We start from the raw sequence: 24782 nt of genomic DNA, 5'->3' as shown, positions 1-24782 counted from the left end.
TCGTCGCGAAGGGCACGCTCCTGTGGGGTCTTCAGCTCGCGCTGTTCCCGCAGGAGTCGGCGCCTGCACTCCAAGCAACAGAGAGTACTATATATAGAGTTTATTCAATAATAGGGCCAAATTGAGCGAATGATACTGGTAGAATTTCAATATCGTTTTATTGAATTAATAAAGTAGGAGGTGAAACTATGTTTAAGGTTATCATTTTAATCCTATTTTTAATTTTGATATACCTACTTCTTTTAAAAGAAAAGCGGATTGTTAGAATTATGCTGATTCTTTACTTTACTTTGTTATCTGTCCTGTTTTTAACAGGAATCTCTAAAATTACAGGGGAGTATCATCTGTATCAGGGACCTGTACCTCATGAGGGATTTCGAGCCTTGGGTGACTGGGTAGGAACGTTTTCATATTTCTTCATTATCCCGGTGTTTGTTGTCGTCGCCTATGTAACGTTTAAATTTGCGAAAGGAATAATTCAAAACAATAGAGTACGAATTGTTGTTTATCTATTGTGGCTGATGTTCCTCCTGGCGGTCAGTTTTATTTCCTTTTTTATCTTTACGCTAATTTTTTATGGTTTTGCACCTTGATGAATTCATGGGAATCTGTTGTAGAGGAAAAATACAAGTTTGATTAAGTGCATGTGTATGATCAATGTTTTTGTTTTCATCAACATTTAATTACTTATGGTCGGAGTTGCACAGCCCGACTCCATCGGAATTAAAAGTATTGAAATGTTTCCGGTTATTAAAGAAGAGTTGTGCTTCAAACGGGCCAAATTGTCGGATTAGTTATTGGGAAATTCCGAAGTAATTGCAGGAGGTAATGATGTGAAGAAACTTTCATTCGTTTTTGGTGTAATTCTGTTGGTTATAATCCTATCATTTATAAGCCCGTATAATTTACTCCATCATTTTAATGCAGAGAGTAAAGTCACTAAGATACTCGCGGACCCCGAGGTTAAATTAGCATTACTTGATGACGAGACTGAAATAGAGAATATTAAATATCTTGGTAGTAATTTCTATCAAGTAAAAACTGAAGACGGTATTTATGTAATGGAATTAAAAAATAAGGAATCTACGCACATCATTGACGTCTTTGAACACAAAATACATGTTAAACAATATCATGGAAAGTGAACAGCATTATTAATCAATCGGGGGCGTTTGCTTGCTAAGCAAATGTCCCAATACCGCAATAGGGCCAAGATTGTGGAGTTCAGAAATGCCTATTTTAAGGAGAAAATAATGGATAAAGAATTTATACCTATAATAGGTTCCGCTATTGTTGCGGGAACCACTTTGATCGTTTTGATTATTAATAAAATCGTAGAATATTTCATGTGGAAGACCAATTTAAATAGAAAAGGTGAAGAGAAATATCTTGAAAGAAAAATTGATACTTTGCATTTAACTATTGTAGATATATTTGAATTGACGGCTGAGACATTGACCCTCGGAAACCAATCAGACCAAGGAATTAGTTCTACAATAAAAGAAGGCTTGAGAAATGTGGACCATACATTCAGGGAGAAGATGGCATATGCTTCCCCTTTTTTGGATAAGGAAATAATGGATAACGATGTAGACAATGTTTACATGCTTAATGCAATCATCAGGGAACTTTTGAGGCGACTTGAAAAAGAAGGAAATGTTCAACTATCTATTACTGAATCACAAAAATACGGATTTAAGGAAGAGAAAACACTTGAAGCAATTATAGGAACTCATATTTTTTGGTTAAATGAAGGCCTTCATGAATTAAAAGATAAGTTGGCAAAAATTATGAATCCTCTTTATCAACCGCAGTTACGGTGGAAGAATTATGTTTTATTTGCAAGTGCAATATCTATAATTCCACTTATTATTGCTTTAATGATTTTATGAGTATGAATATAGAAAATGAAGCCGATTATGTTGGTTTTGGAAGCATTCAAATTTCCGTTCCATTTCAAATTAACGGGGGTGATTGCTTGGTATTACATGCTAATTTGATTGGAGTGGAGGCCGGCGACTTCTTGGGGATAAGCGGGAGCAGTAACGAAGAACGGCTTTTGAATAAAAAAACGGATGAAGAAAACAACGTGTTTTCTTCATCCGGTCTATAGTAAAAGGGCGTTATTCATTTGCGTCTGCGCCATAACGTACGATCTTTAAACGGCAGCCTCTCTAGATTTTGGAGAAGTAGCTGTTTTTTTAATTCGCGTTCAGCATTTTTTTCGGGAATATGATAAATTTCCGCAATCTCATTCGTCGCGAGTGAATCGAAACGTTTAAACAACTCTGAGAGAGTAGGAGGGGAGTCAGGAGTAATTGAATACCCGACCATCTCTTCAAGAATCTGCTGATAGATATCATACGAATGAAGACCGTTCACCTTCAATCCTTCATCTTCAATATTTTCATTGAAGAAAACGAACGACGGTGCGTCTTGTACTTCCATTTCATTCGCTAAATACAAGTCCACTTGCAAAGAACGCATGACATGTGGGGATGAAAAGTCCATTACGAACTCATCGACGTCAAGTCCAAGATTCTCAGCTATCTCGACAAGAACTGAAAAAGACATGACATTCCGTGATTTCAAATACGTATATTCGAAAATCTTGGAGAGGAAGCGGAAACCCGCACGTTTGCCTTGGAATTCAGCTGCTTTCATTGCAATGCTTGGGAATGCAGGATGTTGCTTATCACAAGATGTGACGTCGTCTTTAGTGCCGAAATGGGACAAGTTCATCTTTGGCAATGAAGTGAGTAAAGCAATCTTGAGCGTAAAGTAGCGCTCGTATTCAACTTGTAATTTTCGAAGCAGTGGTTGTAGTGCCCAACTCTTGCTGCATAAAGGGTCTACGAATACATAGATTTCAATTGGCTTTGACAGTGGGACGGATGAAGTGATGCTGTTTGCCAACATGGTCTCTCGATTCACTGCTCTTCCCCCTCGCTTCTATTCACCATATGATTCGCGGTTAACGCGAGCCGTTGATAATACACTTCACGAAGAGGTCCTTCCAATCCGACATCGTCCATAGCTTCCGCCATACAAGCGAGCCATGCTTTTGCCCGCGCAGGCGTTATAGGAAAAGGCATATGACGCGCTTTCATCATCGGATGGCCGTGCTCTTCCGTGAATAGGTTCGGTCCGCCTAAATATTGTGTTTGAAATTGTATTTGTTTACGTGCCGTTTCCGTCAGATCTTCAGGGAAAATCGGGTAGAGCTCTGGGTGGACGGCCACTTTTTCATAAAAACGATCAATGAGTTCCGACAGCTTTTCAGCACCGATTTCCTCATAAGGAATCAAAGGTTTTCGAGTCATGTATGTCAATCTCCTTTGCTCTGACTGTATGGATATTTTAACAACCATACAAGTCTTTCACAAACATATTGCCTTAAGTAAGTCATATGTTGTCAGATTTCAAAACGATTATAATAGCTAAGTACTTTCGTTACATATTGTTGCGTTTCCTTAAATGGTGGGATTCCGCCGTACTTTTTCACGTTTCCCGGACCGGCATTGTAGGCGGCCAGTGCAAGTTCTACATTTCCGAATTGATCGAGCATTTGGCGGATATATTTTGCTCCGCCCATAATGTTTTGTTCAGGATCAAAGCTGTCTGTAACACCTAACAGTCTCGCAGTTCCGGGCATGAGTTGCATGAGGCCTGCTGCACCAGCTTTACTAACGACAGTGTTATTAAAATTGGATTCTTGTTTTATAACTGATTTGATAAGGTTTTCAGGAAGTTTGTATATCTGTGCAGCTTGCTTAATTACATCATTATAAGAGTGCCTGTCATGAGTAGTTGGTTCTTCGTTTCTAACGTTAGTCAGGGAATTTGATAGATTGGCAGGCATGTAAACACCATTAAATCCATCGTAGCGAAGACCGTCTATTTGTTTAAGACCACCAAGCATGCCGAAAGACTGTTGTGGAAGAGCGCCAAACTCGGAAGCTTCTCCTGTGCTTTCCTTAAGTAAATCATTAATCATCGACGTGAAAAGCGATGAATTGGATTCCTGGCTGTTAGCGAAATTCTGAACGGAACCAAGAGTTTGCATGGCCTGTATATCCATTAATGAGCGAATAGCATGAGCATCCATTGCGTTACATCCCTTCTCTGAATCAATCTCAAGTTGCTTATAATTCAAGTATAGCAAGTTCCAGGCAAAAACGCATGTTACAGACTGCATCAGTGCTTGTCATATGGTAGACTGAACGTATGATCATTGAAAGGAAGAAGACTTATGAGAATACAAAACAGAGTGATAAATACAGGTGTAGATAATGATATAATCCAGTTCCTGTTAGATGGAACTGCCGAACTGCCGACAGGTACACCGGCAGGCAAAATGATTACTGATTCTGATGAAATGGCTTTTGTGTATTTGTTAGACGACATAGATGGATATGTACATATTCATTTCCCGAAAGATGTATGGAAGTATATGTTACAAGCGCTAAGTAAAGAAAGCGAACCTATATTGCAATGGAACGATGTTACGATCCCTCTTCCAAGCTTTAAAGAAGAGCTGACGATGCTCATTTACAACATTGAAGGAAATAACAATTATGGAGAGGCATTTACAACTGCAGTCGAGCAGCAATTCGAAGCTGTCCTTCAAAGTATTGAGATTTAGTCTGGAGGGGTATAGATGAAAGAATGGAAACAATTTCTTGAACCATATAAGCAAGCAGTTGCAGAATTGAAAGTGAAATTTAAAGGTTTGCGCACGCAGTATGAATTGGAAGGCGACCATATGCCGGTGGAGTTTGTCACCGGTCGAGTTAAACCCCTTGCAAGTATTTATGACAAAACACTTGAAAAAAGAATACCGTTTAAGCCCTCCGCTGAATTGGCAGAAGAACTGCCCGATATTGCAGGAATACGTATAATGTGTCAATTTGTTGATGACATTGGAAAAGTGGTTACGGCACTGCAGAATCGTACAGATTTACGTATTATTGAGGAAAGAGATTATATCTCAAACAAAAAACCAAGCGGCTATAGGTCATTCCATATGATCATTGAATATCCCGTTCAGACAATACATGGTGAAAAAACGATATTAGCAGAAATTCAAATCAGAACACTCGCTATGAATTTCTGGGCATCTATCGAGCATTCATTGAATTATAAATACCAAGGCGAGTTGCCGAATGAAATTAGGCATCGGCTTGAACGTGCAGCGGAGGCGGCATTTAGGCTGGATGAGGAAATGTCACTTATACGCGACGAGATTCATGATGCGCAACAATATTTCAGCGCCTATAAAGAAACAGCAGATCGTGATTATAGTGAAAACACACGGAAAGGGGAGTGAAATCGATGAAATTTGCAATCCAGACACGCAACGATTCCCTTTCGAATCGATTGAAGGATGAAGCCGTTGATTATTTAACGGACTTTGGCTTAGTTCTTGACGAAGAAGAACCGGAAATAGTCCTGTCTATCGGTGGCGATGGAACGCTATTGCATGCATTTCATAAGCATATCGATCGGTTGAAAGACACGGCGTTTATCGGTATCCATACAGGACATCTCGGTTTCTACGCGGATTGGAAGCCAGAAGAGATGGAGAAACTTGTCTTGTCTATCGCTCGTAAGGAATATGAAGTGATTGAATACCCTCTTCTTGAGGTGAAGATTAATTATCGTCATAATGACACCGTGACAACGTATCTTGCTCTTAATGAATCGACTGTTAAATCCCCTGAAGTGACGCTTGTCATGGATGTCGAATTGAATGGTATTCATTTTGAACGGTTCAGAGGTGATGGATTATGTATGTCTACACCGTCAGGTTCAACAGCTTATAATAAAGCGCTAGGCGGAGCGATCATCCATCCGTCGTTACCTGCCATTCAGTTGACTGAAATGGCCTCCATTAATAACAGGGTATTCAGGACTGTCGGTTCTCCACTAATATTGCCTGCACATCACAGTTGCGTTTTAACACCAGTGAAAGGGCCAGATTTCATGGTAACAATCGACCATTTACAGCTTTTGCATAAAGATGTAAAGTCAATCGAGTACAAAGTAGCGCAGGAGAAAGTTCGTTTCGGCAGATTCCGTCCTTTCCCGTTTTGGACACGAGTACATGATTCGTTCATTTCAAGCGATGATTAACAATAAATTCACACTGAATTTTAGTGTAGACATCGAAAGTATGCTACTTCGTGAATTTCTGCAGACAAGAGGTATATCCAAACGCACACTGACTGCTGTAAAATACGATGGTGGCAAACTGATGGTGAATGGTGTGGAACGCACCGTTCGGCATACAGTTGAATTTGGGGATACTGTAACTGTGCAATTTCCGATTGAACAGCTAAGTGATGGGCTGAAACCGGAAATGGGCACACTTTCAGTAATTTACGAAGACGATGTCCTATTAATTCTCGATAAGCCTGCTGGACAAAGTTCAATTCCTTCGCGCGATCAACCAATAGGGACAGTCGCCAATTTTGTTGCAGGGAAATTTGCCGCTGAACGAGTTCCTTCTACGGTTCATGTTGTAACTCGGTTGGACCGTGACACTTCAGGTCTTATGTGTATAGCGAAAAACCGTCATATTCATCATTTGTTAAATGAACAGATGAGAATTGATGGTTTTACACGTGGTTACACCGCCTTCATTGAAGGTGTTTTGAAACATAATTCGCTAAGTATTGAGCAACCAATTGGCAGAAAAGATGGCAGTATTATGGAGCGAATCGTTCGGAGTGACGGCCAATATGCAAGGACAGACCTTGAAGTGACAGGTCGATTCAAACAATTTGATAAACAGTATATGGCAATAAATCTTAAACTTTATACGGGACGTACCCATCAAATTCGAGTCCATATGAATTGGCTCGGTCATCCACTTGTCGGTGATGATTTATATGGCGGATCAAAACTTTTAATGAACAGACAGGCGTTGCATTGTTCAGCTATCGGCTTTAGGCACCCGCTGACAAACCAACTAATGCGATTTGAAAGCTCATTGCCTCTTGACATGCAACACCTAATAAGAGAAGAGTTCACAATGAAACAAACTAGCTTGTGCTAGTTCAAGAAAATGAACGGCAAGATATAATCGCACTGTGCGATTCATCATGCTTACTCGTTTGGAAAGGAAGGTGTAGCCATGACGGTGAATGAAGAACTTCGTGAAGAAAACAATGTAGATGAAGATAAATTGTTAGAAGCACTCGATAAACAGGATATAAAATCTTTTCGTGATGAATATCTAAGTCTTCACCCCTATGATCGAGCCGTCTTCTATGAGAAAGTAGACGTCAGCCAACGCAAAACGATGTATTTCTTTCTATCTCCAAAAGAATTGGCTGAAATCTTCGAAACAAGTGAAATCGATGAAAGTGAATATAAGCAGTTCCTTCAGGAGATGGACACGACGTATGCAGCGGACATGATCTCCTACATGTTCGTCGATAACGCGGTAGATGTCCTGAAAGAACTTGATAAATTGCATATCGCCAGTTATTTGACGCTCATGAACAAAGATTCGGCTGCCCAGATTAAAGCGCTCTTGCATTACGAGGAATATACAGCCGGTTCCATTATGACAACAGAATACGTATCCGTTCCTCAAAATTCAACGGTCCGTTCTGCGATGACGATTTTGCGTAATGAAGCTCCGTCTGCAGAGACAATCTACTACGTCTTTGTCGTCGACGAAGACAATCATTTAACGGGAGTCGTTTCTCTCCGTGATCTAATTATTACCGATGAAGATACACTTATCGAATCGATAATGAATGAACGAGTTGTAAGTGTGTTTGTTTCCGATGACCAAGAAGACGTAGCACGTACGACGCAGGATTATAATTTGCTAGCAGTACCTGTCGTCGATTTCCAATATCATATGCTTGGAATCATTACAGTCGATGATATTCTTGATGTTATAGAAGAAGAAGCATCTGATGACTACTCCAAATTAGCGGCCGTTTCCAACATGGATTCATTTGATAAAACATCTATTTCAGCTGCTAAGAAAAGGATTCCGTGGTTAATTATTCTTCTAGTATTAGGAATGCTTACAGCAAATTTGATCGACTTGTTTACAGATACGATTTCGCAAGTGGCTTTGCTGGCAGCATTCATACCTTTAATTGCAGGTACAGCAGGAAATAGCGGAACTCAGGCACTTGCAGTAGCTGTTCGTGGTATTGCGACACGTGATATCGAGGAAGAGAGCAAGTTCAAGCTCCTATTACGTGAAGCGGGAACTGGCCTGATCACCGGAATTGTTTGTGCCATTTTTGTCGTGGGCTTAATATTTGTATGGAAACATGAATTCATCATCGCATTGTTAGTAGGCGCAGCTATTTTAGTATCTATTTTCGTTGCTACAATTTCAGGTTCTTTCATTCCGTTGTTCATGCATAAAATGAAAATTGACCCTGCTGTCGCATCTGGACCGTTCATAACAACGTTAAATGACTTAATTAGTATTATTATCTATTTAGGATTAGCAACGACGTTCATTAACAGTTTATAAAATGATGAAAAGAACTTCCTCTAGTTTAGGCGCATATACTACGGAAAAAGGGGGAAAGATTATTTCCTATACACATCCGTTACTATTTGTGCAAGGCCCGCCTGTGTTTGTCAAAGTGAAAGTGGTGGAGGAAGAGAGTACTTCAGTATTTTCTCCAGATGAAACATTTTTGAAAGAGAAAATTGATATCGTCGGTTCAGATATACCGCTAACTGTGCCTGTTAATGAAAGTCAAGAACCTGAAATAAGAGGTCTTATCGACTATTTAAACCGTCCTTTTCAGAAACAGGCATATCAACCGTTGCAGTTCATTGTTGAAGGAAAGACCGTAAAAGGTGATATTCAAAAAGTGCAGGATTCAACAATTTGGATTGGAATTGATGGAGACGTAACAGAAGTTGATATTTCAAAGATTGAAGATGTGTTATGGAGAGGGCAATCATTCGATAGAACGTAAGCTTGACGGGACAGAAACTTGTCCTGTCTTTTTGTGTGCAATAAAAAATAAAATGTCCGGCCAGTAAATCGGCCGGACAATTCAAGCATAACAGTTCAAGGTATCAGTCTTCGTCGCAATCGATGAAAACGTCTTTCACACATTGAATTCCACAGAAACAAGTCAAATCTACAGTTACACAAGAACCGGTAGCAGCGAATCTTTCCACTAAACATACTGCATCAAGATCCAATTTACCGCCTTTGAACAAATCGACTTTACGGCCTCTTGCATCAAGTGGTTCTAATACTTGTAATGTCGCACAGCAATTATCAAAAATCCTTTGTACTCTGAAGAAAATCGAGAAACATGTTGCACAGTCCCTACGACTCTGATCGGAAGCAGTTGCTTCAGCAGCTTCTACAAACCTCCGATTTCTTTTAAACATTGCTTTGAATGGATCGCCTTTTTCGTTCATTAACATGAATACACGCGTATTTGCGCGCTGTCTCGTAGGACTTACCAGGCTCCCAAGCGGAGTAAGGAAACAATCGGTCTTGCAATCATCACAATCGAAATCATCTCTAATATCTTGCACGCGCTTGATGGCACGAACTACTTCACAGATACAATTGTCGTTATGACGAGCGTTACCGATGTCATCATTTCTTCCACATCCCATTCATTCCACCTCCTTTTCTCAACTCCTTATACTTTATGCGTTTGTTCCAACTGAACTAGGGCAAACATCACGGTATGAATAAAAAACAACAGACATTGGCATACTGTTAAAAAAAGGCGATGATCATTATACGTCACTTATTGCTATTTCTAAGTTTGGTTTTTTTGCTGGCAGGATGTGTCCCAAACGAATTCAGATTCGAAAACAGAGCAAACCAGAACATCAGTCAAGCAGAAGTATTAGTGAAAGAAGATGAGCGCATAAAAGGTGCAGCAGCTTTGTTTTATGACGATCATTTAATAGTCGGCATCCGCGTCAAGACCTTTTCCAGGTTTAATAAAACAAAAATCGCATCTGAGCTCGAAACTTCCTTGAAAGAGCTGTATCCCGAGTTATCAGTACTCGTATCTGCAGATAGCAAGATACTTACTGAAACGACAAAGTTAATTCTTACAAGTAAAGATGAAGACGTTAAAGAGGATATTCATGAGCTAATTGCTCTAGTGGAGGAACAAACCTGATGGATAAAGAAAAATATGCCAAAATCGAACAAAGCATCACACCCACGACGCCTATTCTGAAAAATGTCTTCAGAGCGTTTATCACTGGAGGTACGATTTGTCTTATTGCACAATTCATTGCTGTGTTCTATATGACATTTTTTAATTTTACAGAACGGACCGCAAGCAATCCAACTGTCGCTACGATGATTTTCATTTCAATGCTATTGACAGGTTTTGGACTTTATAAGAAAATCGGCCAATTTGGAGGGGCAGGTGGAGCTGTGCCGATCACTGGATTCGGGAATGCAGTCATCTCCGCTGCAATCGAACATAAAACAGAAGGCTACGTACTTGGCGTTGGAGGTAACATGTTTAAACTGGCTGGATCCGTAATTCTATTCGGTGTATTTTCTGCGTTTCTAGTCGCTCTCGTTAAAACCATTCTTGTGAAATTAGGAGTCGCAACATGGTGAAGAAAGGTCTATTGACGTTTCCTTCGCTTCCTTCTATTGTGGCGACTGGTGTGACAGCAGGTCCACTTGAAAAAAAGAGTCCTTTCCATAGTCATTTTGATAAAATCTATGATGATGAAAGTTGTGACGCGAAGACGAATGAACATGGCCATGCGAAACTGATGGAAGATGCTTGTATGATCGCTTTAAGCAAGCTTGGAAAAGTACCGAGTGATGCGGACTTTTTCCTAGTAGGCGATCTTGTCAATCAAATGACACCATCAAATTTTACTGCAACATCAATCGGAATTCCTTACATTGGAGTCTTTGCTGCTTGTGCAACGTCCGTTTCCTCTATGTTACTCGCTGCACTATTAACTGAATCGGGTATGTCGCAACTTACCATTGCAGGTTCCGCCAGCCAACACAATGCCATTGAACGGCAATTCCGCTATCCGATAGAATATGGAGCGCAAAAAGGTGAAACTGCCCAATGGACTGCAACTGCAGCAGGAATTGCCGCAATTACACCACACAGAAATGGTGTTCCTTCTATTGTATGTGGCACTTTTGGAAAGGCCGTTGATATGGGCATGACAGACCCACTCAATATGGGAGCTGCCATGGCTCCTGCAGCTGCGGATACACTGAAAAGACATTTAGAAGGACATAATAAGCAGGTAAGTGATTATGACTGTATTATGACGGGGGATCTCGGTAAAAATGGTTTTGCGATTTTTATCAAGCTCGTTCAAAATCAGGGAATAACGAATATAGATAACTTCAGTGATGCCGGAATGGAGTTTTACGGTAAGAATCCCGATTTTATGGCTGGTGCAAGTGGAGCTGGCTGCTCGGCTGCTGTTTATTTGTCTGAAGTCTATGCCAAGCTACTGTCTAAAGAATATAAAAAGGTATTACTTATTGCGACAGGTGCTTTATTATCCCCAATGTCTTTCCAACAAGGCGACACGATTCCTTCCATTGCACATGCAATAGAACTAACGATGAAATGAGTGGTGTAGATGTTTTCAATATATATAACCGCATTCGTAGTCGGTGGTCTGATTTGTGTCATCGGACAATTATTGTTTGACGTGGCTAAGCTAACCCCTGCACATACATTGTGTACGCTAGTCGTCATCGGCTCCATTTTAGACGGCTTCGGTCTTTATGAGCCGTTAATCGACTTTGCTGGAACAGGTGCCACAATTCCTATTACTTCATTCGGTAACGCGTTGACACATGGAGCACTTGCAGAAGCAGAAAAACACGGATTTATAGGAGTGCTTACGGGCATGTTTGAAGTGACGAGTTCAGGGATAAGTGCAGCAATACTTTTTGCTTTCATTGCAGTATTTCTTTTCAAGCCAAAAGGTGACGTGTAAAAAAATGTGCAAACGCCCCCTCATTCCTCCAGCTATCTGCATACGATAGATGGAAGGGAAGGAGGGATTTTTATGTTCGGTGGATACAACAATCCTTACGGCGGTTGTGGCGTAGGATATGGCGGCGGATACGGCGGTTGTCAAGGAAGAGGCTCATACGGCGGTTCCACATTTGTACTGATCGTCGTCCTCTTCATATTGCTAATCATTGTGGGCGCGACTTTTGTTTAATGAGGGAGGAATGACAATATGAATGATTCTTTTTTCAAAAAAATCGAGTCCAAGACTGGCGTGCCAATGGAAGAAGTATTTGCACTTGCTAATGCTATCCAAAATGCTAACTTCAACGACGAACGCCAAGTACGTAAAATCGTTCGCAAAGTTGGGAAACTAGCAAACAAAAACGTACCCCAACACGTGGAAGACGACCTAGTCAACTCAATCGTCAAAAACGGAAGCTCAGTTAATATGGGAGATATTCAAAAAATGATGGGGAACTAATCAAAAGCGGAGAAAGGCGCTAAGCTGCGACAGGCGTTGGAAGAGCTTAAATAAAGGCGTTCTTTGCCTTTACTTAAGCTCTGAAACGACCCGAGCAGCTGCCTTTCGCAGCTAGACTAATCAAAAGCGGAGAAAGGCGCTAAGCTGCGACAGGCGTTGGAAGAGCTGAAATAAAGGCGTTCTTTGCCTTTACTTAAGCTCTGAAACGACCCGAGCAGCTGCCTTTCGCAGCTAGACGAAACAATAGCGGCTGCCATTTATGTGCAGCCGCTTCTTTCAATCTCGAAAACAATTAACAAATAATTAAAATAAATGTTTCATATACTTTCAACCAGGGTATAAGCATAAAGTAAGTATCCAAAAACGTGAAAAGAGGTGTGGGAAATGGGTTACATATTACCAATCCACTCAGTTACATCCGAAATGTACGCTAACCGTATCAATCAAGTAGAAAATCGATTTGCATATATTAACCGTGTGCAAAAAGTCGATATGGATCCTGAATCAATGGAGAGATTCAAAGATTCATTGCGAGAAGAACGTCAGCATCAGATGGAGGAACGGCATATGATGACTGAAAACCCACGTCCTCCCTACTTGAAAGGATTCATTTATCCGAATCCCGTAAACTTATCACCTGAAATTTCTAATGTGGTAGGTAAAGGGCTTGCGGTGAATGAATACGCGTAACAACCATAAAGAACAATGAAAAAGCAGATGTGCAATCGGGTATATACCCGATTCACGTCTGCTTTTTCAAATTTACATTATGATTGAATCTCTTTTTCCATAGCTCTATGTGGAATATCTGCATCCATGAACTCAGGTGAGTTGACCATATACCCTAGCTTTTCATAAAAAGGGATTGCATAAGATTGAGCATTGAGTTTTATTTTTTTCATGCCTGCTGATTCAGCGTGCTTTTCAAGCTCTTTCATAATCAAAAACCCTAAATGCTGACCACGGAATTCTTTTAAAATACAAACCCGCTCCACTTTCGCAATGCCTTTATCTGTTTCACGGATACGACCCGCACCTATCGGACGCGTATCTTCGTAAACGATAAAATGTTGTGCAGATTTATCAAATTCATCAATTTCGAGACTCAATGGCACACCTTGCTCTTCGACAAACACCTTTGTTCTCACATTAAAAGCATCGTCCCGCTCATTTTCTGAACGGGCGATTCTCACCTCAACCAATCTCAGCTTTCCTCGTCAAGACGGAAAGTTTCATAAACCGTCCAAGACCCATCTTCAAGTTGGTAGAGAAGGTGTATGCGATCAATGATTTCGGTGTGTTCAACACCGATCATCTTTAATTGTCCAATGATATCGTCATGTTCACCGGAATTTAATTTTTGTGCAATCGTAATATGCGGAACAAAAGAAAACTCAGATGCATCACCGAAAAAGTCTTCGTTTAAATCCTTTTGAAGAGCGAGTAAATCATCATTAGGTGTAACTTTAAAGAATATTGTATTCGTAATTGGCGCAAAAGAACTTACTTTTGATACATTTAGCTCAAAAGGTTTGTTCTTGTTGGCAACTTTACGAATAGCAGATGCAACATTTTCTATTTCTTGCTCATTTGCTTCAAATACGCTTTTAACCGTCATGTGTGGCGTGATTAGCGCATAATGTGGGTCATACCGTTTTCTGTACCCATTCGCTAAATCTTGAAGTTTCTTTGATGGGAATGCTACAATACCGTATTTCATAATAAAAGACCTCCTCGTAAAATGTTTGACACATACATCATATAGCCAATTATAGCAGAATTATTTACCTTTTGTCTGAATTGACATCATTCATAGTGAAATGATTGTTTAATAGCCCGTCGTACATCCTGTTGCCAGTATTTCCATGTGTGGTCCCCTTTAAATTCTTCATAGAAGTAAGAAAACCCTTTTCTTTTAATTATTTCGTTCAGCTCCCGATTCGGAGTAAGGAAATCACGGATGCCATCTTCCGTCGTTTTAACTTCTGTTTCACCTTCTCCAATGACATGGTAAATAGAAAATGCAGATACATCTTTCACAGCTTCCACTTTCGTCATGACTGAATCATCTACAAAAGGGGAATGGAGAATAACCTTGCCGAAACAATTCGGGTACTTTAGTGCAGTAAGCAAGGAAATTGTCGCTGCCAATGAATCTCCAATTAATCCTCTGCCAGCGCCTACCTGATAGGTTGGATAATTCTCATCGATGTAAGGGACAAGTTCATGTGCAAGGAACCGGATATAGTCTTCGTGGCGGTCACCTTCAGGATGATACATCCTTCTTCTTTCACTCACACTTTTATAAGGGATGCCAACAACAATCATATTATCAATTTCACCGTCGTTAACCAATTCATCCGCTACACGGCCAATCCGACCATACTGGAAATAGTCTTTTCCGTCGGAAGCAATTAGGACGGAATACTTATATAATGGTGAGTATTGATGTGGTAAGTGTATGAGTAGTTGCATGTTTTCGTCTAGCGCTTTACTGTAAAAATCCACTTCTTCAATCTTGCCATATTCCATGAGTTAGTTCCTCCTTGTTGTTACATGTACGAAGATTGTAACATAAGGTGTTCTATAGGTATAATGCTATCAAGTGCAACATAATTAATTCTGTTCATTCCGGAATACTTGGGGTTGGACAGAGATGGTCATCTTACCTATCGGTGTCATACTATACATGATAGGCTTTAGGTCGAATAGGAGGAGAATTTTATGTTTACTGGTAAAAATATCGTTCACTCGGATGTTGTGACAAAAGCGACCCATGATGCATTAGCAAGAAGAGGGGTGACTCTCGAAGATATCGCAAATATCGTTTATGAAATGCAAGTGCCTTACAATGAAGGATTAGATCTAGCGGAATGCGTGGACTCCATTGAAAAGGTCTTGATGAAGAGAGAACTGCAACATGCTATTCTTGTCGGAATCGAATTGGATGAGCTGGCGGAACAAGGGAAATTGTCTGCACCCTTGCAGCAAATCGTTGAATCGGATGAAGGACTTTTTGGTGTGGATGAAACAATTGCTTTAGGTGCGGTGTTCACATATGGTTCGATTGCGGTTACAACATTCGGCCACTTGGATAAAAATAAAATCGGCATCATCAATGATCTGGATACGAAAAAAGGGATTGGCGTTCATACATTCCTGGATGATTTGGTCGCAAGTATCGCATCATGTGCCGCTTCACGACTGGCACATCGAAAGCGGGATCTTGAAGAGGCTGGGCTGACGTATAAAGAAGCGCACAAACTAAAAAACAAACAGCCAGATCAGCAATAAAATTATCATCGGGAGAGTTGGGTACCTTGTACTCATCTTCCTTTTTTTGTTTTTGAATTGGAATCGCTTGCAAATTACTGATTATTTGTAAGAAATGTTGACAAAAGAATATCCATTCGTGGTAGAATGGGTGCTAGGTTACAAACTACTATTTTACTAAAGGGGAGAAAGATTGTATGAATAAGAGAAGTATGCGTATTTTTGCTTTGATCTCTATGATCGCATTGCTCGTTTTATCAGCATGCGGCAAAGACAATGCGGACAAAAAAGGGGAACCTGAATATCTATCAATTTTGACAGGTGGGACACAAGGTACGTATTACGCACTTGGTGGAGCACTTGCAGACTTTATCGATAAAGATACTGGCATCAAAACGACTGCCGAAGTTTCACAAGCATCTGCTGCAAACATGACTGCTCTTAAAGACGGAGATGCTGAAATCGCTTTCGTACAGACAGACATCGCTTATTATGCATCTAAAGGTGAAATGATGTTTGACGGAGAAGTAATTGACACTGTCTCTGCAATCGGAGCACTTTATCCTGAGACTGTTCAATTGGTAACACTGGATAAGTCAGGCATTAAAACGTTTGAAGATCTTAAAGGCAAGAAAGTTTCAGTTGGTGCACCTGGTTCAGGTACATATGCAAACGCTGAGCAACTTCTTGAAATCCATGGATTGACAATGGACGATATCCAAGCTCAAGATTTGGATTTCGGTGAATCCACAGAGAGCTTGCAAGCTGGTCAAATCGACGCTGCTTTCGTAACTGGTGGTACACCTGTAGGAGCAGTTGAAGGATTAAATGCCACTAACAAAGTATACATCGTTCCGGTAACTGACGACAAAGCTGACGAATTGATCAAGAAATATCAGTACTATGCAAAGGATATCATACCAGCAGGCACATATGGACTCGCTGAAGAAGTTCCAACTGTTTCTGTTGGTGCTATGTTAGTTATCCAAAATGACGTTCCTGAAGATCTTGCGTATGAAATTACAAAAGCAATCTATGACAATGCGGGCAAATTGACACATCCAAAAGGCGCATTGATCAAAAAAGAAACAGGACTTGACGGAATCGGTATTCCAGTACACCCAGGTGCACAAAAATACTTTGACGAAAAATAAGTCATCCGAATAATTTCAAAGAAGAACGGGGCGGTAAGGCAAATAGCCTTAGCCGTCCCATTCTTAATTGTTAATAAGAAAGGGGAAAAGGGATGAAATCAAAGAAATTGACCCTGTCCATTCTTATCGTTGTCATGCTTATTGGCCTCACCTATTTTTTCTTGCCTATACATAAGGTGTTCACCTTTACGGACTATCGTTCTGATCATCCGAAAACCTTTTATGTCAAGCTTGAAGATGAAATGGAATTTCAGATTCGATATGTCCACTCCATATTTCTTACCGATGTAATAGAAAACTACGAAATAACAAATGACAATGCAATCCGTCTGTTATCGATGCGATATGAAGATGTAGGAATCGGTTTGCCTGGCTTTGCCGGGGAAGGCGAAACGATTGAATTCAAAGATGGTAAGTATACGCTTACGTACAAGGAGAATATCATTGATTCCTTCGTGCTCTTCGTTGGAGATGTCGATGCAGATTTGGCTTTAATCTACAAAGGTAAAGAAATTGATTTAAAAGCCTATTTAACCAGAGGAAAATCGTATGCTTTCAAAGTGAAGCGACAATCCATGTATCAGAAAATGAGAGGAGTATCTATGAATGGGGAAAAATAAAAAGCACGAAGAAGGAAACCTGATCGATTCGCAAGTCGACCACGGCGAGCAACTGACTGAAGAACAGCAACTGGAAATTCTTCAGAAATACGATCCGGAATCCAATACACGAAATCTCACAGGCATATTTAAAATAATTGTATTTGCCGGTTTGCTATTATTTTCATTGTTCCAATTATATACATCAATCGGGACGCCTTTTACAGCGTATATTCAGCGGTCCATTCACTTAGGATTCGCGTTATCATTAATATTCCTTCTTTTTCCGGCATTCAAAAAAGCTAGAGAGAAAAGACATAAAGTACCATTCTACGATATTATATTATCGCTTCTCTCGATAGCGGTCGGTCTTTATTGGCCGTTGTTCTACAGTGATTTAGTTTTCCGTGTCGGAAGAGTTTCAGACATGGATATGATTATAGGTATTCTCGCAGTCTTGTTGACACTTGAAGCTGCAAGACGCGCTGTTGGACTACCAATCACGATCATATCAGTTGTTTTCTTAGTATATGCGTTCTTCGGGTCGTATTTCCCAGGATTCCTCGCACATAGAGGCCAGGACATCAAAAATCTTGTTCAATTGCTGTTCTTTACAACCGACGGGATATTAGGAACACCAATTAGTGTATCCGCAACGTTCATTTTCGTCTTCCTGCTCTTCGGGGCTTTCCTTGTGAAAACAGGCGTCGGAAACTACTTTAATGATCTAGCCGTTGTACTTGCTGGACGATTAACGGGTGGACCTGCAAAAGTTGCAATCTTCTCTAGTGCTTTGCAAGGGACGATTTCAGGAAGTTCTGTTGCAAACGTTGTTGGATCGGGTTCTTATACGATTCCTATGATGAAAAAGCTTGGCTATCGTAAAGAATTTGCTGGCGGAGTTGAAGCTGCTGCTTCAACAGGTGGACAAATCATGCCTCCGATTATGGGAGCCGCTGCGTTTCTAATGGTTGAATTCATCGGTGGCGTGACGTATTGGGAAATTGCCAAAGCGGCTGCGATTCCTGCATTGCTGTACTTTACAGGGATTTGGATTATGACACACTTTGAAGCAAAACGTGTCGGACTCCAAGGGATGTCACCAGATGAAATTCCTGATCGCAAGGCGACATTGAAAAAAATCTACCTTCTATTGCCGATCATCGGGATTATCGTATTCCTTTTATTGGGGATTCCGACGATGAAAGCTGCATTGCTTGGTATCGTTTTGACGCTGGTCGTCAGTTTCTTTGATAAGTCTACACGACTCGGATTCAAAGATATTATTGAAGCACTTGTTGACGGAGCAAGAACTGCTCTTGCGGTCGCTGCTGCTACTGCGTGTGCGGGTATTATTGTAGGGGTAGTTGTAAAGACGGGTCTAGGACTTAGTTTGGCAAACGGACTTGTAACAGCAGCTGGTGGTAATATAGTGTTGACGTTAATCTTCACAATGCTTGCCGCGATCATACTCGGAATGGGTTCACCGACAACTGCAAACTATGTCATCACTTCAACCATTGCGGCTCCTGCCATTATCTTGTTATTGATGGGCGGAGAAATGGGGCCAGGTGTAGCGGTTCCTGTCGTAGTTGCGATATCTGCTCACTTGTTCGTGTTCTATTTCGGTATCATTGCGGATATTACACCCCCTGTTGCGTTGGCGGCATTTGCGGCATCTGGTATTTCTGGAGGAGATCCGATCAAGACCGGTGTTACTTCAGCAAAACTTGCGATTGCAGCGTTCATCATTCCGTATATGTTCGTCTTCAATCCTGCTTTGCTAATGATTGACGCCTCTATATTGGAAATTATTTGGGTCACCTTCACCGCTATTGTCGGAATGATTGCAATCGGTGCCGGAATGATCGGCTATTGGTATCGCAAATGTAACTGGATCGAGCGAATTATCATTGTTGGAACGGGACTGCTATTGATATTCCCTGAGACATTGACTGACATCATTGGAATGGCATTGTTCGCTATCCTACTGGTCATCCAGTTACGGACGAAAGACAAGTACGATAAAAACAAAGTTGCCGTTGCATCCTAATGAAAAAGCTATCACGATTGTCTGTACAGACATTCATGATAGCTTTTTTTTTTTGAGGGTTTCAACTTAAACACCGACTAAAAACAGCACAATAGGTATCGTAATGATACTCGCAAGTGTCGTGATAAATGTTGTAAATGAGACGAGATCTGGTTCGGTGCCAAATTGCAAAGCGAAAATCGTCGTGTTGGCAGCTGCCGGCATAGCTGCTTGGATAATCAGAACTGCCTTCAACAGATCGTTTACAGGAAGAAACATTAAAATAAGCATCGCAATAACTGGTGAAGCAATCATGCGTATGATTGATACAGCAGTTACATAGCGATATTTCACTTTCTTTCTGGCCATCACCGACAACTGCATACCAAGAACGAGCATTACTGTCGGGATTGAGGCATCGGCAATGAGACTGACACCTTCTATGATGGCATGTGGAATTTCAAATGTTCCTAGTTGCAAAATCAGACCAAGAGCCGCTGCATAGATCAACGGCATACGTATGACACGTTGCAGTGCATCCCGCCATGTTGCTTTTTCGGATCCACCAATTGAAGCGAAAAATATGCCGAAAGAGTTCATGAGCAATGATTGGAAAACCATCATGATAACAGCATAATCAAATCCAATTGATCCCAATGCAAAAAGAACAACTGGAGCCCCATAATTTCCGCTGTTCATGAAAACGGCACCTAAGATCATTGCTGATCGTTCAGAACGTGACGCTTTCATCAATTTAGCCGTCATCCAGATGACAATAAAGAGAATGAATGAAAGTAACAAACTGAAAAGGATTATGAAAAAGTAGTCCCATGTCAGTGGATTGCTGTAAAAAGTTCGAAATGCAAGAAATGGCGACATTAAATAGAGTGCGGCAGTCGAAATCGATTTGATATCAAATCCGATTATCTTCTGACCAATAAAGCCGATAGTAAAAATGAAAAATACAGGGAAAATGATTAATAGCAGACTCATAGCTGTCAGCTCCTATAAAATATGAAATACTAATCGATTATTCGTAGTATATATGAAAACAGTGGTTGTTGAATAGTTAAGGAGAGTCTATTATAATTGAAACATAATCAGAAAGAACAGAAATTTAAAACTTTAAAGAAAGAAGGAGAATAAATGCTTACGTTATCAAATGTAAAAATTGCTTATAGTGACAGAGTCATTTTGGATAATTTGGATTTCACAGCAGAAATCGGGGAAATCATTGGCGTTGCTGCACCAAACGGAACAGGTAAGACGACCATGTTCAATGTCATCGCGAACTTTGTAAGGCCAGACTCAGGCAAAGTGCTTTTTGACGGAAAATATACATATAAGAATGAAAAAGAGGAATTGATTATTCATAAGAAATTAGCAACTTTTCCAGAGCAGAAAGACCTCTTTGAAGAGCTTTCCGGAGTTGATCATTTAAAGTTATATGCAAATATGTGGAATGGATCGACTAAAAATGTAGGGTCAATTATTGAACGCTTACAAATGGGTCATTATGTGAAACGAAAAGTACGCACTTACTCTCTTGGCATGCGTCAACGTCTTTGTTTTGCAATGATGATGGCAGCAGATACACCTGTAATGCTTATGGATGAAGTGATGAATGGATTAGACGTAGATAATGTAGCACTCATTTCCGATTGTTTGTTGGAGATGAAAAAAGATAAGTTGATCTTTGTTGCCTCTCATTTGCTAGAAAACCTCGACTTGTATGCGGATCGTGTCATCTTCTTGAAATCGGGGAAAATCGTCCATGAATTAAGATTTACGAAAGATAATGATACGTATCTTAAACTTGAAATGATTCCAGAGGAATATGAAACATTAAAAGAAGATAGGACGTTACCGAAAGAGCATCTTTTTATTGCTGATCGACTTTTATGTCTACCGTTCAGTGACATGAATATTGCAGAACAGACGGTGTGGATTGAACGAATGTTGAATTATAATGATGGGGAAATGAAAATTGGTCCACTTGGAACAGTTGAGTATTATGAAAAGTATTATGCCTGACAAGCAGACTCTACATGAAAACAGTCACAAAAAAGTGCTGATCTATAAAGCACTTTTTTTCTGTGTATACTACAATTAAAGTAACGATATTTTTGAAGGGGATTATTGCTGTGCAACTGACGCTCACATTCATCATATTAGGAATTACAATTGTATTATTCATGACCAATAAATTGAGGGCAGATTTAGTAGCAATGCTTGCTCTGCTATCATTCGTGCTAACAGGTATACTATCGCCTGTTGAAGCTTTGTCGGGCTTTTCCAATTCTGTCGTCATCATGATCGCAGCGCTATTTATCATAGGGGCAGGAATATTCCGGACAGGGCTTGCACAAATGGCTGGCACATTACTGCTACGTTATTCTGGTGACAGCGAGAAGAGGCTTTTCATCTTGTTGTTAGTCATTGTTGCATCAGTCGGGGCCTTTATGAGCAATACGGGAACAGTAGCGCTTATGTTGCCAATCGTTATCAGTATCGCAATCAGTATAAACAGCAGCCCGACAAAGTACTTAATCCCTTTGTCATATATGGCAAGTTTTTCAGGCCTGTTAACGTTGATTGCCTCACCTCCAAATCTGATCATCAGTCAGCAACTAGTGGATAGTGGATATGAACGGCTCAGTTTCTTCCAAATCACTCCGATTGGAGTTATCGGAGTGATCGTGGGAATCATCTATCTATACGCGGTGCGTAATAAATTACTGCCTAGAGGTAGAAAATCATCAGGGTCGAATAATCAACAAAAGCTATCCATTAATCAATTAGTCAAAGATTATCAGTTGGGGAATAACTTATTTCAAGTGAAAGTACCGGCAGACTCTGTACTTGTCGGAAAGCGGTTGGCACAATTGAAAATACCTGCTGCCTATCAATTATGCATTTTAAAAATTAGCAGGAAGTCTACTGAAGGTTTGAATCTTTTGCCGATGACATATCAGGAGATGGCGGGACCAACTACCGTCATTCAGGCAAAAGACCGATTGTATATCCAAGGTTCAGAAGTGAATCTGCAGACGTTCATTGAAGATTACGGACTGTTAGTAGAGGATGGGGTATCGGAAGCGGGTCAATTGGTATCCAAACAACTAGGGGTTGCGGAAGTTCTATTGACGCCTCATTCAAAATTCATCAATGAAACATTGAGAAGCATCAGTTTCCGTGAGAAATTCAATGTCAATATACTAGGCATCAACCGCCAAGGTGAATATGTCGTGAAAGATATGTCCAAGCAAAAATTACGATTTGGTGATGCGTTACTTGTCCAAGGCTCGTGGGATTCAATCGAAATGCTTGCTAAAGAAACGCGTAATGTTGTCGTCATCGGGCAACCGAAGGAGCATGCTAGTATGGCAGCTGCAAACGGAAAAGCAACTATTGCGGGTATGATTATGTTACTTGTTGTTGGATTAATGGTGCTGGAAGTATTCCCGGCGGTCATTTCTGTATTGATAGGAGCGGCTCTGATGATACTCACTGGTTGTGTGCGCAACATGGATGACGCCTATGGACAGATTAACTGGGAAAGTATCATTCTAATCGGCGCAATGCTACCGATGGCGACCGCGCTTGAAAATACAGGCGGCATGCAGTTACTGTCGGAAGGAATTATTCAGGTCCTCGGAGGTGTCGGACCTCTTGGTGTACTGGCAGGTATCTTCTTCCTCACAATGCTGTTCGGACAATTTATTAGCAACACAGCGACTGCTGTCTTGTTTGCGCCAATTGGATTAAGTGCCGCCATTAGCATTGGCGTCAGTCCTTATCCGTTTCTCATTGCGGTAGCAGTAGGTGCAAGTATGGCATTTTCAACGCCTGTCGCATCACCTACAAATGCACTCGTCATGACAGCTGGGAATTATCAATTCAAGGACTTCGTCAAAATCGGTGTTCCTTTACAGTTCATCATGTTCATAGTCATGATGATTGCGATTCCAATATTATTTCCATTCTAATGAAAAACGGCAAGAGGGTGTTTAACCTCTGCCGTTTTTTTATTTCTATTGAAATGTCAAAAGCATTCTTCGCGAGAGGACAGCATGTGCAAACGCGGACACTACCGCGTTCAATCGCTCAATCCGCATGGTCAACCGCTCAATGCACATGGTCAATCGCTCAATGCACGCGGTCAACTGCTCAATGCACGCGTTCAACCGCTCAATGCACATGGTCAATCGCTCAATACACGTGGTCATCCGCTCTATGGACATGGCCAATCGCTCAATATATGCGTTCCACCGCTCAATGGATCGGCGATTTAAAGTTTGTTCCGTGTGTTTCCTGGATATTCGTAATCGTTACAAATGCAGAAGGATCGAATTCACGGACAATCTGTTTCAATTTTGAAATTTCGAGTCGGGTGATAACGACATAAATGACCTCTTTTTCATTTTCATTATAGCCGCCCTTCCCATGCAAAAACGTAATGTTCCTGCCGAGCCGTTCTGTTAGGGCTGCCCCCATTTCTTCATACTCATCAGAAATGATTATGACAGCTTTCGTATCTTCTAATCCTTGAATCATAATATCGATAGCTTTCGATGCTATGTAGTACGTTAGAATAGAATACATCGCATTTTCCCAAGTTAGTACAAAACCTGCCCATCCAAAAATGAAGATATTAAAGAACATGACAAACTCTCCGACAGAGAACGGGATTTTTCTAGTCAATAGAATTCCTAGTATTTCTGTCCCATCTAATGCCCCGCCGTTACGGATCACGAGCCCAACCCCTGCACCGAGTATAAGTCCACCAAATACGGTTGCGAGCAATGGATCAGTGACGAATGGTCCAACAGATTTTAAAGGGAATTCAATGAGTGCTAAAAGCAAGATTGCAACTGATGAAGAGATGAAGAAGTTTTTGCCAATATGCTTATAACCGAAAAATAGAAATGGTAAGTTGATGACCAAAATCAGAATACCGAACGGAATATCAGTCATGTAGTTTAAAATTAATGAAATACCAATAATGCCTCCGTCAATTACAGAATTTGGAATAAGGAACAATTCTAAAGCAACTGCTGCGAGTGTTGCTCCGATAATAATAAAAAAATATCTTCGAATTAAACTTCTTAAACTTTCCTTTTTATGTTGTTTTTTCAAATTTGACAACTCCCTTAGAGGATTACAAATGCATAAAAATCATACCATAATTCCTCATTTACAGCACTTCCCAGTATATTTTTCAAATATAATGATGAAATCGCTTACAAA

At 40.5% G+C, this 24782-nt stretch carries 32 protein-coding genes; 23 read left to right on the top strand and 9 right to left on the bottom strand.

Annotated features, from left to right (window positions below; translation table 11 throughout):
- Positions 1-188: 188 nt before the first annotated feature.
- The 4 genes from H9649_RS10945 (at position 189) to H9649_RS10930 (ending at position 2113) form a co-directional block, all read left to right on the top strand.
- Positions 189-593 (top strand): hypothetical protein, encoded by a 405-nt coding sequence (locus H9649_RS10945; RefSeq protein WP_191694930.1) that lies wholly within the window; start codon positions 189-191, stop codon positions 591-593.
- 240 nt (positions 594-833) lie between these two features.
- Positions 834-1145, top strand: a complete 312-nt coding sequence (locus H9649_RS10940) for a hypothetical protein (protein ID WP_191694929.1) — start codon at positions 834-836, stop codon at positions 1143-1145.
- Between the two features lie 108 nt (positions 1146-1253).
- Entirely contained in the window at positions 1254-1892 is a 639-nt protein-coding gene (locus H9649_RS10935; protein ID WP_191694928.1) for a hypothetical protein, read from the top strand.
- A 2-nt stretch (positions 1893-1894) separates the two neighbouring features.
- Positions 1895-2113 (top strand): hypothetical protein, encoded by a 219-nt coding sequence (locus H9649_RS10930; RefSeq protein ID WP_191694927.1) that lies wholly within the window; start codon positions 1895-1897, stop codon positions 2111-2113.
- Between the two features lie 14 nt (positions 2114-2127).
- On the opposite strand, the gene H9649_RS10925 is transcribed toward H9649_RS10930, so the two are convergent.
- The 3 genes from H9649_RS10925 to H9649_RS18050 all read right to left on the bottom strand — a co-directional run bounded on the left by H9649_RS10925 (position 2128) and on the right by H9649_RS18050 (position 4108).
- Positions 2128-2934: a DsbA family protein gene (locus tag H9649_RS10925; RefSeq protein ID WP_318241682.1), complete on the bottom strand. Its 807-nt coding sequence runs from the start codon at positions 2932-2934 to the stop codon at positions 2128-2130.
- Positions 2931-3323, bottom strand: coding sequence for a globin domain-containing protein (locus H9649_RS10920; RefSeq protein ID WP_191694926.1), 393 nt, complete (start codon positions 3321-3323; stop codon positions 2931-2933). Before H9649_RS10920 ends, H9649_RS10925 begins: the two co-directional genes overlap by 4 nt.
- A 92-nt stretch (positions 3324-3415) precedes the next feature.
- Positions 3416-4108 carry a lytic transglycosylase domain-containing protein gene (locus H9649_RS18050; RefSeq protein WP_191694925.1) on the bottom strand — a complete coding sequence of 231 codons (693 nt, stop codon included), beginning with the start codon at positions 4106-4108 and terminating at the stop codon, positions 3416-3418.
- Between the two features lie 144 nt (positions 4109-4252).
- Here H9649_RS18050 and H9649_RS10910 point away from each other — a divergent pair, with 144 nt between their 5' ends.
- The 6 genes from H9649_RS10910 (at position 4253) to H9649_RS10885 (ending at position 8969) form a co-directional block, all read left to right on the top strand.
- Positions 4253-4645 (top strand): UPF0738 family protein, encoded by a 393-nt coding sequence (locus H9649_RS10910; RefSeq protein WP_191694924.1) that lies wholly within the window; start codon positions 4253-4255, stop codon positions 4643-4645.
- 15 nt (positions 4646-4660) lie between these two features.
- On the top strand, positions 4661-5329 hold the full coding sequence (locus tag H9649_RS10905) for a GTP pyrophosphokinase (RefSeq protein WP_191694922.1): 669 nt from the start codon (positions 4661-4663) through the stop codon (positions 5327-5329).
- 5 nt (positions 5330-5334) lie between these two features.
- Complete coding sequence (locus tag H9649_RS10900) at positions 5335-6135, top strand: NAD kinase (RefSeq protein ID WP_191694921.1); 801 nt, start codon at positions 5335-5337, stop codon at positions 6133-6135.
- Positions 6107-7060: an RluA family pseudouridine synthase gene (locus tag H9649_RS10895; protein ID WP_191694919.1), complete on the top strand. Its 954-nt coding sequence runs from the start codon at positions 6107-6109 to the stop codon at positions 7058-7060. The genes H9649_RS10900 and H9649_RS10895 overlap by 29 nt, the downstream gene beginning before the upstream one ends.
- Positions 7061-7138: 78 nt before the next feature.
- Positions 7139-8512 (top strand): magnesium transporter, encoded by a 1374-nt coding sequence (gene mgtE, locus H9649_RS10890; RefSeq protein WP_191694917.1) that lies wholly within the window; start codon positions 7139-7141, stop codon positions 8510-8512.
- A gap of 1 nt (position 8513) precedes the next feature.
- The gene (locus tag H9649_RS10885) at positions 8514-8969 is read left to right on the top strand and encodes a hypothetical protein (protein WP_191694915.1); all 456 of its coding nucleotides are present in this window, start codon (positions 8514-8516) and stop codon (positions 8967-8969) included.
- Between the two features lie 103 nt (positions 8970-9072).
- On the opposite strand, the gene H9649_RS10880 is transcribed toward H9649_RS10885, so the two are convergent.
- Positions 9073-9630: a CotY/CotZ family spore coat protein gene (locus tag H9649_RS10880; protein WP_191694913.1), complete on the bottom strand. Its 558-nt coding sequence runs from the start codon at positions 9628-9630 to the stop codon at positions 9073-9075.
- Positions 9631-9872: 242 nt separating this feature from the next.
- On the opposite strand from H9649_RS10880, the gene H9649_RS10875 reads away from it, so the two are divergent.
- The 7 genes from H9649_RS10875 to H9649_RS10845 all read left to right on the top strand — a co-directional run bounded on the left by H9649_RS10875 (position 9873) and on the right by H9649_RS10845 (position 13164).
- Positions 9873-10151 carry a hypothetical protein gene (locus H9649_RS10875; protein WP_191694911.1) on the top strand — a complete coding sequence of 93 codons (279 nt, stop codon included), beginning with the start codon at positions 9873-9875 and terminating at the stop codon, positions 10149-10151.
- Positions 10151-10606 carry a stage V sporulation protein AC gene (gene spoVAC / locus H9649_RS10870; RefSeq protein ID WP_191694910.1) on the top strand — a complete coding sequence of 152 codons (456 nt, stop codon included), beginning with the start codon at positions 10151-10153 and terminating at the stop codon, positions 10604-10606. The genes H9649_RS10875 and spoVAC overlap by 1 nt, the downstream gene beginning before the upstream one ends.
- Positions 10600-11601 carry a beta-ketoacyl-[acyl-carrier-protein] synthase family protein gene (locus tag H9649_RS10865; RefSeq protein ID WP_191694908.1) on the top strand — a complete coding sequence of 334 codons (1002 nt, stop codon included), beginning with the start codon at positions 10600-10602 and terminating at the stop codon, positions 11599-11601. The genes spoVAC and H9649_RS10865 overlap by 7 nt, the downstream gene beginning before the upstream one ends.
- Before the next feature lie 9 nt (positions 11602-11610).
- On the top strand, positions 11611-11973 hold the full coding sequence (gene spoVAE / locus H9649_RS10860) for a stage V sporulation protein AE (RefSeq protein ID WP_191694906.1): 363 nt from the start codon (positions 11611-11613) through the stop codon (positions 11971-11973).
- A 72-nt stretch (positions 11974-12045) separates the two neighbouring features.
- Positions 12046-12204, top strand: coding sequence for a YjcZ family sporulation protein (locus tag H9649_RS10855; RefSeq protein ID WP_191694904.1), 159 nt, complete (start codon positions 12046-12048; stop codon positions 12202-12204).
- 18 nt (positions 12205-12222) lie between these two features.
- Positions 12223-12474, top strand: coding sequence for a stage VI sporulation protein F (locus tag H9649_RS10850; protein ID WP_191694903.1), 252 nt, complete (start codon positions 12223-12225; stop codon positions 12472-12474).
- Between the two features lie 384 nt (positions 12475-12858).
- A complete protein-coding gene (locus tag H9649_RS10845) occupies positions 12859-13164 on the top strand; it encodes a hypothetical protein (RefSeq protein ID WP_191694901.1) in 306 nt (101 codons plus the stop codon).
- A gap of 77 nt (positions 13165-13241) precedes the next feature.
- Here H9649_RS10845 and H9649_RS10840 read toward each other — a convergent pair whose 3' ends face one another.
- The 3 genes from H9649_RS10840 to H9649_RS10830 form a co-directional block, all read right to left on the bottom strand.
- Entirely contained in the window at positions 13242-13676 is a 435-nt protein-coding gene (locus tag H9649_RS10840) for a GNAT family N-acetyltransferase (RefSeq protein WP_191694899.1), read from the bottom strand.
- Between the two features lie 2 nt (positions 13677-13678).
- The gene (locus H9649_RS10835) at positions 13679-14194 is read right to left on the bottom strand and encodes a YjcG family protein (RefSeq protein WP_191694897.1); all 516 of its coding nucleotides are present in this window, start codon (positions 14192-14194) and stop codon (positions 13679-13681) included.
- Positions 14195-14280: 86 nt separating this feature from the next.
- Entirely contained in the window at positions 14281-15006 is a 726-nt protein-coding gene (locus tag H9649_RS10830) for an alpha/beta hydrolase (RefSeq protein ID WP_191694894.1), read from the bottom strand.
- A gap of 192 nt (positions 15007-15198) precedes the next feature.
- Here H9649_RS10830 and H9649_RS10825 point away from each other — a divergent pair, with 192 nt between their 5' ends.
- The 4 genes from H9649_RS10825 to H9649_RS10810 all read left to right on the top strand — a co-directional run bounded on the left by H9649_RS10825 (position 15199) and on the right by H9649_RS10810 (position 19553).
- Positions 15199-15768, top strand: a complete 570-nt coding sequence (locus H9649_RS10825) for a phosphatidylglycerophosphatase A family protein (protein WP_191694892.1) — start codon at positions 15199-15201, stop codon at positions 15766-15768.
- 176 nt (positions 15769-15944) lie between these two features.
- Positions 15945-16901 carry a TAXI family TRAP transporter solute-binding subunit gene (locus H9649_RS10820; protein WP_191694891.1) on the top strand — a complete coding sequence of 319 codons (957 nt, stop codon included), beginning with the start codon at positions 15945-15947 and terminating at the stop codon, positions 16899-16901.
- A gap of 92 nt (positions 16902-16993) precedes the next feature.
- On the top strand, positions 16994-17521 hold the full coding sequence (locus H9649_RS10815; protein ID WP_191694888.1) for a DUF1850 domain-containing protein: 528 nt from the start codon (positions 16994-16996) through the stop codon (positions 17519-17521).
- Positions 17508-19553, top strand: a complete 2046-nt coding sequence (locus tag H9649_RS10810) for a TRAP transporter permease (protein WP_191694886.1) — start codon at positions 17508-17510, stop codon at positions 19551-19553. The genes H9649_RS10815 and H9649_RS10810 overlap by 14 nt, the downstream gene beginning before the upstream one ends.
- Positions 19554-19619: 66 nt before the next feature.
- Here the strand turns inward: H9649_RS10810 and H9649_RS10805 are convergent, their stop codons facing one another.
- Positions 19620-20525: an AEC family transporter gene (locus H9649_RS10805; RefSeq protein WP_191694884.1), complete on the bottom strand. Its 906-nt coding sequence runs from the start codon at positions 20523-20525 to the stop codon at positions 19620-19622.
- 153 nt (positions 20526-20678) lie between these two features.
- On the opposite strand from H9649_RS10805, the gene H9649_RS10800 reads away from it, so the two are divergent.
- On the top strand, positions 20679-21566 hold the full coding sequence (locus tag H9649_RS10800; protein WP_191694882.1) for an ATP-binding cassette domain-containing protein: 888 nt from the start codon (positions 20679-20681) through the stop codon (positions 21564-21566).
- Between the two features lie 104 nt (positions 21567-21670).
- Entirely contained in the window at positions 21671-23521 is a 1851-nt protein-coding gene (locus H9649_RS10795) for an SLC13 family permease (RefSeq protein WP_191695046.1), read from the top strand.
- 286 nt (positions 23522-23807) lie between these two features.
- Here H9649_RS10795 and H9649_RS10790 read toward each other — a convergent pair whose 3' ends face one another.
- Positions 23808-24671 carry a YitT family protein gene (locus H9649_RS10790; protein ID WP_191694879.1) on the bottom strand — a complete coding sequence of 288 codons (864 nt, stop codon included), beginning with the start codon at positions 24669-24671 and terminating at the stop codon, positions 23808-23810.
- Positions 24672-24782 lie beyond the last annotated feature (111 nt).

Source organism: Sporosarcina quadrami (genome assembly GCF_014836615.1).
Taxonomy (GTDB): Bacteria; Bacillota; Bacilli; order Bacillales_A; family Planococcaceae; genus Sporosarcina; species Sporosarcina quadrami.
This window is presented reverse-complemented; position numbering and strand designations above follow the sequence as displayed.